9 protein-coding genes are annotated in these 15,400 nt (G+C 66.1%); 4 read left to right on the forward strand and 5 right to left on the reverse strand.

Translation table 11 applies throughout. The features are described from left to right. Positions 1 to 79: 79 nt before the first annotated feature. Positions 80 to 487 carry a nucleoside diphosphate kinase regulator gene (gene rnk / locus AC1DIN_RS23960; RefSeq protein ID WP_476811569.1) on the reverse strand — a complete coding sequence of 136 codons (408 nt, stop codon included), beginning with the start codon at positions 485 to 487 and terminating at the stop codon, positions 80 to 82. Positions 488 to 828: 341 nt separating this feature from the next. On the opposite strand from rnk, the gene AC1DIN_RS23965 reads away from it, so the two are divergent. Together AC1DIN_RS23965 and AC1DIN_RS23970 are read left to right on the forward strand one after the other, a co-directional pair. Next, positions 829 to 2,061 (forward strand): lytic murein transglycosylase, encoded by a 1,233-nt coding sequence (locus tag AC1DIN_RS23965; RefSeq protein ID WP_476811570.1) that lies wholly within the window; start codon positions 829 to 831, stop codon positions 2,059 to 2,061. 59 nt (positions 2,062 to 2,120) lie between these two features. Further along, positions 2,121 to 3,317: an SGNH/GDSL hydrolase family protein gene (locus AC1DIN_RS23970; RefSeq protein ID WP_476811571.1), complete on the forward strand. Its 1,197-nt coding sequence runs from the start codon at positions 2,121 to 2,123 to the stop codon at positions 3,315 to 3,317. 2 nt (positions 3,318 to 3,319) lie between these two features. Here AC1DIN_RS23970 and AC1DIN_RS23975 read toward each other — a convergent pair whose 3' ends face one another. Further along, positions 3,320 to 4,834: an ATP-binding cassette domain-containing protein gene (locus tag AC1DIN_RS23975; protein ID WP_476811572.1), complete on the reverse strand. Its 1,515-nt coding sequence runs from the start codon at positions 4,832 to 4,834 to the stop codon at positions 3,320 to 3,322. 603 nt (positions 4,835 to 5,437) lie between these two features. On the opposite strand from AC1DIN_RS23975, the gene AC1DIN_RS23980 reads away from it, so the two are divergent. Further along, positions 5,438 to 6,877 (forward strand): DUF1254 domain-containing protein, encoded by a 1,440-nt coding sequence (locus AC1DIN_RS23980; RefSeq protein WP_476811573.1) that lies wholly within the window; start codon positions 5,438 to 5,440, stop codon positions 6,875 to 6,877. A 90-nt stretch (positions 6,878 to 6,967) separates the two neighbouring features. Continuing rightward, positions 6,968 to 7,177, forward strand: coding sequence for a hypothetical protein (locus AC1DIN_RS23985; RefSeq protein ID WP_476811574.1), 210 nt, complete (start codon positions 6,968 to 6,970; stop codon positions 7,175 to 7,177). Between the two features lie 92 nt (positions 7,178 to 7,269). Here the strand turns inward: AC1DIN_RS23985 and AC1DIN_RS23990 are convergent, their stop codons facing one another. The 3 genes from AC1DIN_RS23990 to gltB all read right to left on the reverse strand — a co-directional run bounded on the left by AC1DIN_RS23990 (position 7,270) and on the right by gltB (position 14,794). Continuing rightward, entirely contained in the window at positions 7,270 to 8,289 is a 1,020-nt protein-coding gene (locus AC1DIN_RS23990; protein ID WP_476811575.1) for a helix-turn-helix domain-containing protein, read from the reverse strand. A gap of 292 nt (positions 8,290 to 8,581) precedes the next feature. After that, entirely contained in the window at positions 8,582 to 10,006 is a 1,425-nt protein-coding gene (locus tag AC1DIN_RS23995) for a glutamate synthase subunit beta (protein ID WP_476811576.1), read from the reverse strand. A 99-nt stretch (positions 10,007 to 10,105) separates the two neighbouring features. Beyond that, complete coding sequence (gltB, locus tag AC1DIN_RS24000) at positions 10,106 to 14,794, reverse strand: glutamate synthase large subunit (RefSeq protein ID WP_476811577.1); 4,689 nt, start codon at positions 14,792 to 14,794, stop codon at positions 10,106 to 10,108. Between the last annotated feature and the right edge of the window lie 606 nt (positions 14,795 to 15,400).

Consider the following 15,400-nt stretch of genomic DNA (forward strand, 5'->3'; position numbering starts at 1 on the left):
ATCCTTCGAGACGCGCTTCCGCGAAGCGCTCCTCGGGATGAGGGCTGCCGGATTCCGGACAGCCGCCAATCCGGTGCCCTCAGGCGGGGTCTTCCTCGGCCGGCTCGCGCACTTCGAGCACGGTCAGGCGCTTCACATCGCCCGAGCGCGTCGTCCAGTCGATCGAGCGCTCGGCGGCCATGCCGATCAGCGCGACGCCGATCGGCGTCATCACCGAGATGCGATTCTTCTCGATATCGGCGTCCTGCGGCCAGACCAGCGTGATGGTGCTTTCCCGCTTGGTGCTCTCGTCGCGATAGACGATCACGCTGCCGATCCGGGCGTGATCGGCAGAAACCCGACCCTCCGGCAGTATGCGGGCGCGGTCGAGCTCGTGGCTCAGCTCGGCGGCGAGCTCCGGCATGGTGTTGGCGGCGCCGGCCGCAATACGGCTCAGCATGGCATGGTCCGCTGCCGTAACGGTGATGGCGGGACGCTTGGCGGTCATAGGATTGGATCTTTCGTCGAAAAGGCGAGCGCCTGCCGGCGGACACAAAGCCGCGCGGCATCGCAGGTCGAACTCGCAGGTGAACGGATGCAGAGGAAGCGCCCCCCGAGCCGGAGGCGCCAAGCGCGACAGACTCGGGGCTAGAAGCCCGCGATGACGTTGCCCGAGCGGTGCAGACCGCGGCGGAAAGGGGAGGCGCTATACATCCCGCCAGAATCGGCCAATCGCCCGGGCTTGTCAAATTGCCGCGCTGGCGCTCCGGTGACGCTCCGCTTAACCTACGATTAATCTTGTTCAGGCGCTGTGATGGTGTTTCCATCCAGCATCCGCAGGGAGTGTCCATGCGCCTGTCCGTCATCGCAGCTTCGGCCTTGATCAGCCTGGCGCCTGCGCTGGCGCAGACGACCGGGTCGATCAACGTCTCGGGCGCCCATGCCCGCAATGCGCAGGCGACGCCGGCCAGCGCCTCCCTCGACATCTTCCTGCAGCGGCTCTGGCCGCAGGCTCAAGCGCGCGGCGTCTCGCGCGCGACCTTCGACCTCGCCTTCCGCGACGTGACGCCAGATGCCTCCATCATCGCCCTGACCAAGAAGCAGGCCGAGTTCAGCGCTCCGATCTGGAGCTATCTGGAGAATGCCGTCGGCGGCGCCCGCATCCAGCGCGGTCGCGACGCCGCCGCCGAGAACGCGACCGTTCTCGCGCAGGTCGAAGCCCGCTACGGCGTGCCCAAGGAGGTCGTCCTCGGCGTCTGGGGCATGGAGACCAATTACGGCTCCTTCAAGGGCAGCAAGGACGTCATCCGCTCGCTCGCCACCCTCGCCTCGATCCGCTATCGCGGCGACTTCTTCCGCGACGAGTTGCTCACCGCGCTGGAGCTGATCGAGAAGGGCTATGCCGAGCGCAGCGAGCTGCGCGGCTCCTGGGCGGGCGCCATGGGTCACACCCAGTTCATGCCGTCGAGCTACATGAAATATGCGGTCGACTGGACCGGCAACGGCCATGCCGACATCTGGAACTCGTCGAGCGACGCCATCGCCTCCACCGCCAATTACCTCAAGGGCTATGGCTGGGTGCCGGGCCTGCCCTGGGGCATGGAAGTGACGCTGCCTGATGGCTTCGACCATCGCCTCAACAAGGCGAGCTTCTCCGCCTTCGCCTCGGCCGGCCTGCGCCGCGTCGACGGCGGTCGCTTGCCCTCTTCCGGCGAAGGCCGGCTGTTCTACCCGGCCGGGCACAGCGGCCCGGTGATGCTGCTCACCGCCAATTTCGACGTCATCAAGAAGTACAATTCCTCGGACGCCTATGCGCTCGCCGTCGGCCATCTCGGCGATCGCATCATGGGTCGCCCCGCGATCCAGGCCGACTGGCCGGTCAAGGCCGCCCGGCTCGACATGGCCGGCACCAAGGACCTGCAGCACCGGCTGAAGGCGCTCGGCTTCTACAACCACGATGCCGACGGGCGCATCGGCACCGGCACGCGGGAGGCCGTGCGCCAGTACCAGATCAGCGCCGGCGAGATCCCGGACGGCTATCCGACACCGGCCCTGCTGGCGCGGATGCGTGGCAAGCGCTGACTTTCGGGCCGCTCCGTCCTATAGTGCCCGGCATAGGCGCCGCTGGATCGGATAGGCAGATGCGTCTGCGTTCGTTCGCCCTGGTTCTGACTGCCGCCTGCCTGCTCCTCGTTACGGGCGGGCCAGTTTCCCTTGCCCAGCAGCAACAGCGCAACCTCTTTCAGCTCTTCTGGCAATTGCCGGCTGCTCCGCAGCGTGCGGCGCCGCAGCCACGCCAGCGTGTCGCCCCCGTCATCCGCCGCCGCGAGGCCCCCGTCGTCGTCCGCGACGACCCGGTCATTCCCAAGGTCGATGTCAGCAGCCACATCGTGGTGATGGGCGATTCGCTCGCAAATCTCCTCGCCAACGGCCTCGACGAGGCCCTCAACGACCGCCCCGACGTCGAGGTGATCCACAAGTCCAAGCCGGATTCGGGCCTCGTCCGGACCGACTTCTACGACTGGCCGAAGGCGGTCGACGGGATCCTGGCCGGCGACCAGAAGATCACCCTCGGCGTCATGCTGGTCGGGCTCAACGACCGGCAGCCCATCCGCGAGGGCGAGGCCGTTCTCGATCCCTTAAGTCCGCGCTGGCTCGAACTCTATCGCGACCGCGTCGACCTCATCGCAAACGCCTTCGCGGCCCGTCGCATCCCGCTGATCTGGGTCGGTGCACCACCGGTGCAGAACGGCCGGCTCTCGGCCGATTTCGTCTCGTTCAACGAACTCTACCGCCAGCGCGTCGAGAAGGCCGGCGGGCAATATGTCGATCTGTGGGGCGGCTTCGTCGATGCCGAGAACCGCTACACCGCGACAGGTCCGGACGTGTCCGGCCAGCCGACACGGCTGCGCCTCGGCGACGGCATCCATTTCACCGCCGCCGGCGCCCGCAAGGCCGCCCATTTCGTCGATCTCGTCATCCGCCGCATCATCGAGGCGGCGCCGCAGAACAGCGTGATCGCCCTGCCCGTCTCGCCCGAGACCGGCGCACCCTCCACCCCCGAGCTGCAACCCGGCGGCGTCGAGCGCCTGATCGATCAGATGGTCGCCGGCGTGCCGACGATCGGCCTGCCCCCGGCCCTGCAGGCGCGCCCGCTGGCGGGGCCTATCCAGCCGCTGACCGGGCAGACCCCGATATCCGGGCAGCCGCTGCTGGCCTCGATCACCGAGGCACGCGGGCGCGGCGACGCTGAGCTGCAGCTCGAGCGCGTCTTCGGCCAGGGCATCGCGCCCGATCCCGTCCCCGGCCGGCTCGATGATTATCGCTGGCCGCGCTGAGCTCAGCCCGCCATCAGCCGGTCGAACACGGGATCGGGATCATCGACCTCGACCAGCTTCTTGCCCGTGATGACCCAGACCCGCGTCGCCACGGCGCGGACGAAGGCGCGGTCATGGCTGACCAGCAGGCAGGCCGCGCCATGCTCGGTGAGCTCGCGCTCCAGCATATCCTGGCCTTCGATGTCGAGATGGTTGGTCGGCTCGTCCAGCAGGTAGAAATTCGGCTGGGCAAGGCGCAGCAGCAGCATGGCGAGCCGTGCCCTCTGCCCTCCCGACAGCCGGGCGAGCGGCGCACCCGGCGCCTCGCTGGCGATGCCGGCACCCGCGAGCAGCGTGCGCGCCAGCTGGTCGCCGACATCGCTCGCGCCCTTGACGGCCGCCCAGGGCGTCGGCCAGGCATCGAGCTGCGAGAGCGCCTGGTCGGAGAAGCCGGCCTTGAGGCTCGCAGCGGCGCGGATATCCGCATCGGACCCGTCAAACGCCGCCCGCAGCCGCGTGACGAAGCGCGTCTTGCCGCTGCCGTTCGCACCGAGCAGCGCGATCCGGTCTCCGTTCTCGATCCAGAGCTGTCCGGTGCGGAAGAGCGGCCGCCCATCCGGCACGGCGATCGCCGTATCCTTGATCGCGACCAGCGCCTTGGCATGGGTGCCGCTGTTGACGAGCCGGATCGCCCCGGCCGAGCGCTCCTTATGGGCCGGCCGCGCACTCTCCTCCAGCCTGTCGGCTCGCTCGGACAATTGCTTCGTCTTGACCACCAGCAGATCGGAGCCGGAGTTGATGCCGATGTTCTTGAGCTTGGCCGCCTGCTGCCTGAGCGCCCGGACCTTGCGCATGTCATTTTCGAACTGCCGGCCGCGCGCCGCGTCGCGCTCCTCCAGCGCCTGCAGTGCCCGCGAATAGGGCAAGGCGAAATCGGCGCTTTCCGCCGGACGCAGGAACAGGGTGCGCGTGCTGGCATCGTCGAGGAAGGCGCGGTCATGGCTCGCGGCGACAACGGCGCAATCGCGCGGCAGGGCGGCAAGGAAGCGCTGCAGCAGGCCGATCCGTTCGAGGTCGAGATGGTTGGTCGGCTCGTCCAGCAACAGCAGATCCGGTTCGACGACCGCAGCCCGGGCCAGCAGCATCGTCCGCTGCCAGCCGCCCGACAGGCTGTGGACGGCACGGCCGCGCAGCCCCTCGTCAACCATGAGGTCATCCAGCAGCACGTCGACCCGCCAGCCCTCGATTTCGGCGGCCTCGGCGTCGAGCGCGTCGCGTACCGCCTCGTAGAAGCTCATCGGCAGGAGGCGCTCGGGCGGGTCTTGCGGCGCGAAGGCGCTGACGAGCCCGCGGGCCCGGGTCAGCGTCCCGCCGGTGGCCTCGTCCTGATCGGCGAGGATGCGCAGGAGCGAGGATTTGCCGCGGCCATTGGCGGCGACGAGACCGAGGCGGTCGCCCTTGGCGATGGAAAGGTTGAGCCCGGCGAAAAGCGGCGCGCTGCGGACGAGCGAAAGGTCTTTGATGGCGATCAGGGACATCGGAATCTCATGAAGTCAGGCAGGCGCGAACGAGCGCGCCGAAAAGGGCTGACGATGAGACGGCGATGCGCTCCCGGTCAGCCCCGCGAGGTTAAGCGCGGGGCGGAAACAGGTCCTCGGGTGCGGAAATGGAAGCCCTAGCTCAGCGCCAGCTTCCCCCTCTGTTTCGATTCCATGGTCGCCACCATAGCGGCGCCGGCCCGGATGAACAGTGCGTCCACGGCATGACCGTCGCCATCGTCGCGCCGGCCATCTCGCGGAGCGCCCGGTGCGGAGCCGACGGAACCGCCGCATCTTCGATGGATTGCAGCCCGGACACGTAGCCCCCGCCGCGCCTCTCCGCCTGGCAAAAGGGGGCACGCATCCTACCGTAACCTACTCCCCGCGGGCCGCCTGATCGGCAATTCTCGTTCGTCGCAGGCATCTCTCTGCAGCATCGCATCGGGGTGCCCCAGTGCTCGGCAGATGATCACTCCGGAAATCCCGCAGATCGACATTCGGGTGCGATCGACGGCGAGCCTGTCACGGGGTCCCCATCCGCGCTCAACTTCAATCGAATGTTCGATCGACGTCTGAAACGCACTTACATCGAGGGAGGATAAAATGCCGGAGCCTATTACCCGTCGAAATCTGGCTCTTGGTGGTGTCAGCCTGTTGGCCGGGTCCTCGCTTGGCTCGCCGAGCCGGGCAGAGTTCGACAAGTTTCTCGGAATCGGCGAAGGCATGGAGGATTTCTGGCTCGCCACCGACGCCTATATCTACGGCTATCCGCTGGTCACCATGGAGATGACCCGCAAGATCGTCACCAATGTCGCGGCGCCGGTGGGAACGCGCGCGCCGATGGGCACGATCATCAGGTTGCGCGAGTACCCGAACGCTTCCTTCAGGGATGTCACGGCGCCCAACGCAGACACACTCTACACCACCGCGTTCTTCGATGTCGGCAAAGAGCCATGGGTGCTGAGCATCCCGGACATGAACGGCCGCTATTTTCTCATGCCGATGCTCGACGGCTGGACGAACGTCTTCCAGGTCCCGGGCAAGCGCACGACGGGAACCGGCGCGCAGACCTACGCGATTACCGGCCCCGGATGGAAAGGGACCCTTCCGTCGGGGGTCAAGGAGTACAAATCTCAGACGAGCATCGTCTGGTTGCTGGGGCGCATCTATTGCACGGGCACTCCGGAGGACTATGCCGAGGTGCATAAGCTCCAAGACGCCTTCAAGCTCGTCCCGCTGAGTTCCTATGGCAAGCCCTATACGCCGCCGCCCGGGACCGTCGATCCCTCGGTCGATATGAAAATGGCGGTTCGCGAGCAGGTAAACCGCATGGACGCGGTGTCTTATTTCACGCTGCTGAGCAAGCTGATGAAGGACAATCCGCCGGCCGCTGCGGATGCCCTGCAGATCGCGAAATTCGCGCGGATCGGGATCGTTCCCGGGCAGGATTTCGATGCGAGCAAGCTCAAGGCCGATTTCCTCAAGCGCGTTCCAGAGGTCGCCTTCGACCGGATCATGATCCAGTTCAAGATCAACAAGGAGGTCAGGGACGAGAAAGGCTGGGGCTTCACGACGAAGACCGGGATCTATGGCACAGACTACCTGATGCGGGCGCTGGTCACGGCGATCGGGCTCGGCGCCAACCGGCCTCAAGACGCAATTTATCCGACCTCGCTGAAAGATTCCGAGGGGCGGAAGTACAGTGGCGCGAACAAATATGTCATGCGCTTCCCGAAGGGTCAGTTGCCGCCCGTCAACGGGTTCTGGTCCCTGACGATGTATGACGCCGACTATTTCTTCGTCGACAACCCGATCAATCGCTATTCGATCAGCGCCCGGCAAAATCTGAAGTCCAATCCGGACGGCTCGACCGATCTCTACATCCAGAATGAATCCCCCGGGAAAGACAGGGAATCCAATTGGCTCCCGGCTCCGAAAGGCGATTTCATTCTGATGCTGAGAATGTACTGGCCCAACGAAAAGAGCCCCTCGATCATCAATGGGACGTGGAAAATCCCGCCGGTGAGCAAAGCCATGGCGTGAGGCCGAAATGTGAGGCTCCCGGCTTCGGCTTGGCTCGTCGTCTCGGCTATGCGATCGTCGCTCCATCGCGAGCAAAAATGCGAGGACGCTATGGATACGGACCAGGCGGCCAAGGACCGCGTTACGCAAACCTTGATGAAGCACCTGGAACTCGCACAGGAGCAGCTCGACATGGCCGAGCGAGGTATCCTTTTGTCGATCGACGGGGCGCCGGAAGGGGTCAATCTGACCAAGGAAGCGCTGGCCATCCGCGTCGAGCAACTGCAGGGGGCCCTCGACCGGCAGCGAGGACGCGGCTGACGCCCGCCCTTCGCCCATCCCGGAACAGGCTCCTTCTCAAAGCGGGAGATGGATTGGCCCATCCGGTCGGTTCAACCTGATGGGTCCGGGCTCTAGCCTCGCGCGATCTGCGCCAGAAGGTCGCGCAGGTTCAGTTCGGCATCGGGCGGGGTCCCATAGGCGGCGTTCGCGGGAATCCCCGACAGCGTCGCATGCATCACGTCCTTCGGCGTCAGGCCGAACTCCTTCTTGAAGGAGCGGCTGAAGCTGGACGGATCGGGAAAACCCAGCCCCTCGGCGATGGCTGCAATCGAGCCGAAATTGGCGCCGTTCGACAGCTCCGCGAAGCACTGCTTGAGGCGTCGCCGCTGGATGTAGTTCCTCACGCCTCCCTCGCTTTCGAGCAGGCGATAGAGCTGGGAGCGGGACATGCCCGCCTCCCGGCAAAGGAGATCCGGCCCGAGAGCGTTGCTCTGCAGGTTGCGGTCGACGATGCGCCGGACGATCTCCTTGCGGGTCACCGCGACCGGCGCGGCACCGAGGGAATTGTGATCCGACGATGGCGCGATGCAGGCGAGCAGCATGCCGCGCACGGCGGTCTGCAGGCCGGGCAAATCCGCCTCGGAGAAGCTTGAAACGTTACGCGACAGCAGGACAATGAACTCGGCCAGAAGCTTGCCCATCGCGTCACTGAGCGGCCGGCCCTCCGCCCCTTCCAGGATGGCGGTCACTTCAGGAAAGGTGTCGCGCGGCAGATAGAGCTGCAGCCGGTCGTCGGCCTCGCGGAAACTGACGAGCTCGCGCCCCAGCGACGCCACGAAGGGCGTATCGGCGGGCACGTCGATCGAGCGCTGCCGCCCCGCCTCTCCGAACGTCCGCTTGTGGCCGATCGTGATGTTCCAGTGGTCGATGGGGTTGCGCCGGACGAGGTCGGCCGTGCGGGACGCGCGCAATTTCGGCGCCTGCACGCGGCTCAGGCCGAAACCACCGAAATTCCAGATCTCGCTGGTCGCGGAAAAGCCGGCCTGAGGATCGTCGACCTCGACATCGAAGACCGCGTCGAACCAACCGCGCCAAGCATCCAGCTGCTTCGCTTTGGGGAGGCCGACCGTTGTGAAAATAACCGGCGTCATCTGACCAAGCGACAGGGGAAGGACACAAGCGCGCTTGCACTCCACCACGGCGCTCAGGTCAAGTATTTATTCCGGGCAACGACAAAACCTGCCGATTTCCTAGGCAGATATCGCTCTCATCGATGAATTCGCAACAATTCGGTGCTCCGAGCGGCCGCATCTGCGGCTGATCGGGTATCACTGCGCCGTCTTAAGATTACTTGTAAAACGCAGAGCGCCCGGACCGGCACATCGGCCGATCCGGGCTGCTGGGAAGAGATTGAACTGCGATCGCTCCGGGACGGCGGCGACCTCACACCGGCAGGATCGTCGCGCCCATCAGCTCCTTGTCGATGGCGTGCGCCGCCTGTCGCCCCTCGCGGATCGCCCAGACCACGAGCGACTGGCCGCGGCGCATGTCTCCGGCGACAAAGACCTTGTCGGTGCTGGTCTTGTAGTCGCGGTCGTTGGCGACGACGTTGGCGCGCTTGTCCACCGCCGCGCCCGACTGCGCGATCATGCCCTCGATCAGCGAACCGGCAAAGCCGATGGCAAGGAAGCAGAGATCGGCCTGCAGCACGAATTCGGTGCCGGGGATCGGCTTGCGCTTCTCGTCGACGCGCGCGCATCTCACGCCGGTCAGCCGGCCGTTGCGGCCTTCCAGTCCGAGCGTCGCCGCCTGGAACTCGCGCTCGGCGCCCTCGGCCTGCGAGGACGAGGTGCGGAACTTCGTCGGCCAGTACGGCCAGACGGTGAGCTTGTCCTCGATCTCCGGCGCCATCGGCCGGATGTCGAGCTGCGTCACCGAGAGCGCGCCTTGCCGGAAGGCGGTGCCGACGCAGTCCGAGGCCGTATCGCCGCCGCCGACCACCACGACATGCTTGCCGGCGGCCAGGATCGGTGCCTCGTTCGATACGTCCTCGCCGCCGACCCGCTTGTTCTGCTGGGTGAGGTACGGCATCGCGTAATGCACGCCCGCCAGATTGGTGTCCGGCAGGCCGGGATCGCGCGGCGCTTCCGCACCGCCCGTCATCAGCACCGCATCATGCTCGGCGACGAGCGTGGCGAAGGGCAGGGTGACGCCGACATTGGCGTTGTAGTGGAAGGTGACGCCCTCCGCTTCCATCTGCTTCACGCGGCGATCGATATGCCCCTTCTCCATCTTGAAGTCGGGGATGCCGTAGCGCAGCAGCCCGCCGGCCTTGGCCTCGCGCTCATAGACATGGACGTCATGGCCGACGCGGGCGAGCTGCTGCGCCGCGGCCATTCCGGCCGGACCGGAGCCGACGATGGCGATGCGCTTGCCCGTGCGCTTGGCCGGGATCTCAGGCGCGATCCAGCCTTCCTGCCAGCCCTTGTCGGCGATCGCCTGCTCGATCGTCTTGATCGTCACCGGCATGTTCTCGAGGTTGAGCGTGCAGGCTTCCTCGCAAGGCGCAGGGCAGATGCGGCCGGTGAACTCCGGGAAATTATTGGTGGAGTGGAGGTTGCGCAGCGCATCCTCCCAGCCGCCGGAATAGACCAGCTCGTTCCAGTCCGGGATCTGGTTGTGCACCGGGCAGCCCGTCGGCCCATGGCAGAAGGGGATGCCGCAATCCATGCAGCGCGCCGCCTGCTTCTTGATGTCGCGCTCCTCCAGCGGGAGCGTGAACTCACGGAAATGCCGGATGCGGTCGCCGGCGAGCTGATACTTCTGCTCCTGCCGGTCGAATTCGAGAAAGCCTGTGACCTTGCCCATGCCGTTTCTCTCGCCGTGTGCCCGGGTCGTCCCCGCGCGCGTGCCTGTCTGATCGCGTGACCGGGGGCCGTTCGGGCCCCGGCGGGTGGCGCGTTTCGCTTATTCCGCGGCCTGCAAGGTGCGGGCCTGTTCCATCTCGCGCAGCGCGCGGCGGTATTCGACCGGCATCACCTTGACGAACCTGGTGCGGTAATCCGCCCAGTTGTCGAGGATCGTGCGAGCGCGCTCCGAGCCGGTGTAGTTTGCGTGGTTCGTCAGCATCTGCATCAGGCGCTCCTCGTCATGGCCGGACATGTTGGTCATGTCGATGCGACCCTTGTGCTCGAGATCGCCGCCGTGATGGTGCAGCCGCTCCATCAGCTCCTCTTCCTCCTCGACCGGCTCGAGATCGACCATCGAGAGGTTGCAGCGCGACTTGAAGGTGCCGTCCTCGTCCAGCACATAGGCGATGCCGCCCGACATGCCCGCGGCGAAGTTGCGCCCGGTCTGGCCGATGACCGCGACGACGCCGCCGGTCATGTACTCGCAGCCATGGTCGCCCGTGCCTTCCACCACCGCGATGGCGCCGGAGTTGCGCACCGCGAAGCGCTCGCCCGCCACGCCGCGGAAATAGGCCTCGCCCGCGATCGCGCCGTAGAGCACGGTGTTGCCGACGATGATCGAGCGCTCCGGCACCGCCTTGGCGGCGGGGTCCGGCTTCACGATGATCTTCCCGCCCGACAGGCCCTTGCCGACATAGTCGTTGGCCTGGCCGGTGAGCTCGACGGTGACGCCCGCCGCGAGGAAGGCCGCGAAGCTCTGGCCCGAGGTGCCCTTGAGCTTCACGGTGATGGTGTCGTCCGGCAGGCCGGCATGGCCGTACCTCTTCGCGACGGCGCCCGAGAGCATCGCACCGGTGGAGCGATCGACGTTGCAGATGCGCTCCTCGATCACGACCGGGGCGCCGGTCTCGATCGCGCCTTCCGCCGCCTTGATCAGCCTGCGGTCCAGCACCGTGTCGATCGGGTGCTTCTGCAGCTCGACATGGCGGATCGCCACCTCCGGCAGATCGACCTTGTGGAAGAGCTTGGTGAAGTCGAGGCCCTTCGCCTTCCAGTGCTCGATCGCCTCCCGCTTGTCGAGCAGGTCCGCGCGACCGACGATCTCCTCGATCTTGGTGAAGCCCATCTCCGCCATGATCTGGCGGACATCCTCGGCCACGAAGAAGAAGTAGTTCACCACATGCTCGGGCAGGCCCTTGAAGCGCTTGCGCAGCACCGGGTCCTGCGTCGCGACGCCGACCGGGCAGGTGTTGAGGTGGCACTTGCGCATCATGATGCAGCCGGCGGCGATCAGCGGCGCGGTCGAGAAGCCGAACTCGTCGGCCCCGAGCAGCGCGCCGATGATGACGTCGCGGCCGGTGCGCAGGCCACCATCGACCTGCAGGGCTACGCGGCCGCGCAGCTGGTTCAGCACCAGCGTCTGCTGCGTCTCGGCAAGGCCGATCTCCCAGGGCGAGCCGGCATGCTTCAGCGAGGTCAGGGGGCTTGCGCCCGTGCCGCCCTCGAAGCCGGAAATGGTGATGTGGTCGGCGCGCGACTTGGCGACGCCAGCCGCGACCGTGCCGACACCGATCTCGGAGACGAGCTTCACCGAGACATCGGCCGCCGGGTTGACGTTCTTCAGGTCGAAGATCAGCTGCGCCAGGTCTTCGATCGAATAGATGTCATGGTGCGGCGGCGGCGAGATCAGGCCGACACCCGGCGTCGAATGCCGGGTCCGCGCGATCTTGGCATCGACCTTGTGGCCGGGGAGCTGACCGCCCTCGCCGGGCTTGGCGCCCTGCGCGACCTTGATCTGCATGACGTCGGAATTGACGAGATATTCGGTGGTGACGCCGAAGCGGCCGGACGCGATCTGCTTGATCGCCGAGCGCTTGGAGCGACCGTCCGGCATCGGCTTGAAGCGGATCGACTCCTCGCCGCCCTCGCCGGTGTTCGACTTGCCGCCGATCTGGTTCATCGCGATGGCGAGCGTCTCGTGGGCCTCGCGCGAGATCGAGCCGAACGACATCGCCCCGGTGGCGAAGCGCTTGACGATATCGGCCGCGGACTCGACGCTCTCCAGCGGCACGGGCGCCCGCCCGTCGTCACTGGCCATCTTGACCTTGAACAGGCCGCGGATGGTGCTGAGCCGTTGCGCGTCGTCATTCACCTGCCTGGCGAAATCCTCGTAGCGCTCGCGTGCATTGAGGCGCACCGCATGCTGCAGCGAGGCGACGACATCCGGCTTCCAGACATGGTCCTCGCCGCGGACGCGGTACATGTACTCGCCGCCGATATCGAGGCTGTTGCGATAGAGCGGGGAGTCGCCGAAGGCGTCGCGGTGGCGGCGCAGGCTCTCCTCGGCGATCTCGTCGAGACCGACGCCCTCGATCGCCGTGCCGGTACCGAAGAAGAACTTGTCGACGAAGGCGCTCTTCAGGCCGACGGCATCGAAGATCTGCGCGCCGCAATAGGACTGGTAGGTCGAGATGCCCATCTTGGACATCACCTTCAGCACGCCCTTGCCGACCGACTTGATATAGCGCTTCACCACCTCGTCGGCGTCGACCTCCTCGGGGAAGGCGCCCTGCGCATGCTGGTCGAGCAGGGTGTCGAAGGCGAGATAGGGGTTGATCGCCTCGGCGCCGTAGCCGGCGAGGCAGCAGAAGTGATGGATCTCGCGCGGCTCGCCGGATTCGACGACGAGGCCGACCGAGGTGCGCAGGCCCTTGCGGATCAGGTGATGGTGCACCGCCGCCGTCGCCAGCAGCGCCGGGATCGGGATGCGGTCCGGTCCGACCTGCCGGTCGGACAGGATGATGATGTTGTAGCCGCCATGGACCGCAGCCTCCGCGCGCTCGCAGAGCCGCGCCAGCGCGCCTTCCATGCCAGCCGCGCCCTCGCGCGCCGGGTAGGTGAAGTCGATGGTCTTGGTGTCGAAGCGGTCCTCGTAATGACCGATGCAGCGGATCTTCTCGAGATCGTCATTGGTCAGGATCGGGGTGCGCACCTCCAGCCGCTTGCGCCGCGAGGTGCCCTCGAGATCGAGGATGTTCGGACGCGGCCCGATGAAGGAGAGCAGGCTCATCACCAGCTCCTCGCGGATCGGATCGATCGGCGGGTTCGTCACCTGCGCGAAGTTCTGCTTGAAATAGGTGTAGAGCAGCTTCGACTTGAGCGAGAGCGCCGAGATCGGCGTGTCCGTGCCCATCGAGCCGACGGCTTCCTGTCCGGTCACCGCCATCGGCGCCATCAGCAGCCGGACATCTTCCGTGGTGTAGCCGAACGACTGCTGGCGATCGAGCAGCGGCACGTCGGTGCGCGACGCGCGCGCCTCGACCGGGGGCAGGTCCTCCAGCACGATCTGGGTGCGCTTCAGCCAGTCCTTGTAGGGGTTGGCGAGGCACAAGGACGTCTTGATCTCGTCGTCGCCGATGATGCGGCCCTGCTCCAGGTCGATCAGCAGCATCTTGCCGGGCTGCAGGCGCCACTTCTCGACGATCTTCTCCTCCGGGATCGGCAGCACGCCGAACTCGGAGGCGAGGACGACGAGCCCGTCATCGGTGACGAGATAGCGCGCGGGGCGCAACCCGTTGCGGTCGAGCGTCGCGCCGATCTGGCGCCCGTCGGTGAAGGCGATCGCCGCGGGCCCGTCCCAGGGCTCCATCAGCGCGGCATGGTACTCGTAGAAGGCGCGCCGCTCCTCGTTCATCAGCGGGTTGCCGTTCCACGCCTCCGGCACCAGCATCATCATGGCGTGGGCGAGCGAGTAGCCGCCCTGAACCAGGAATTCGAGCGCGTTGTCGAAGCAGGCAGTGTCGGACTGGCCTTCATAGGAGATCGGCCAGAGCTTCGAGATGTCCGAGCCGAAGAGGTCGGAATCGACGCTCGCCTGCCGGGCCGCCATCCAGTTGACGTTGCCACGCAGCGTGTTGATCTCGCCGTTATGGGCGACCATCCGGTAGGGGTGCGCGAGGCGCCAGGACGGGAAGGTGTTGGTGGCGAAGCGCTGGTGCACGAGGGCGATCGCGCTGTCGAAGCGCTCGTCCTGCAAATCTTTGAAGTAGGAGCCGAGCTGGTTCACCAGCACCATGCCCTTGTAGACGATGGTGCGGCAGGACATCGAGACGGGGTAATACTCCGCCGTCTTGCGCTCCTGGTGCTTGTAGACCTTGTTCGAGACCGACTTTCTGAGAACGTAGACCTGCCGCTCGAACTCGTCCTCGCTGGTGATGTCGTCGGGGCGGCCGACGAAGAGCTGGCGATGCACCGGCTCGGTTTCCAGCACCGCCTTGCCGAGATCGGCATTGTCGACCGGCACGTCGCGCCAGCCGAGGAAGTTCAGCCCTTCCTCCTCGACGGTCTGGGAGATGATCTCCTCGCAGAGCGCGCGGATCGCCGGGTCGCGCGGCATGAAGAACTGGCCGATGGCATAGAAGCCGGGCTCGGGCAGCTCGATGCCGAGCTTGCCCGTCTCTTCCTTGAAGAAGCGATGCGGGATCTGGACGAGGATGCCGCAGCCGTCGCCAAGCTTCGGGTCGGCCCCGACCGCGCCGCGATGATCGAGATTGTGCAGGATCTGCAGGCCCTGCTGGACGATGGCGTGGCTCTTGCGGTTCTTCATGTCGGCGATGAAGCCGACGCCGCAGGAGTCTTTCTCGTTGCGGGGATGGTACAAGCCCTGATGCGTCGGCATCGCCGGGTCGCGCACGGCCGGAAAACGCTCGAAGCCCTCTGCGCCGCTCGACTTGCTGGTCACGCTCATCGTCAAACCCCGCTTCCCAGAACCCGCTGGCGCGCCGCCGGCGGGTAGACCCGTCAGTCCACAATCCTCGCCGCTCCGGCCCTCAGTGCCGACGTTGCGTCAGCAGCAAGGTGGGGCCAAGGCGGCTCGGCCGTCGTCTTGTCAGAGGCTTGCTTGCGCTTTGTTTCCACCGCGCCCGCGTCCTCCGCAGGCGCCCCGGGCGTTCTCTCGCCCGCTCGCGCCTGTCTTCAGCCCGTCGTTTTACGGGCGGTGCACGTACGGTTGGCTTTGGCGTGTTTAGCCCGGCCCCTCGTCATGCTCCGCTCCATGCGACGGCGCGACCTCCAGCCTGCATCGGCTTTCGGTCGGCGCGGTGAAAAATGGGACAGCAACACTGTCCTATTGAGATGAACTTGCCAGAATTCCAATCTGCGCACAAGCGTCGATTTTGCACCGCGGCGAAATTTTATTGCAAAATTGAATCCACGCCAGACATTTCCGAGACGAAAGCCTAACTCCGGCAGCACGCTTCTTGTTTTTGGGCATGCAGCGAGGTTTCAGCCCGGCGCGCCGCGCAGGCCCCCCTTTCCCAGCGTCCGCTTGGCAGCAGACCGCCATCCGCCTAAC

This window comes from Allobosea sp. 05T438, from assembly GCF_056396025.1.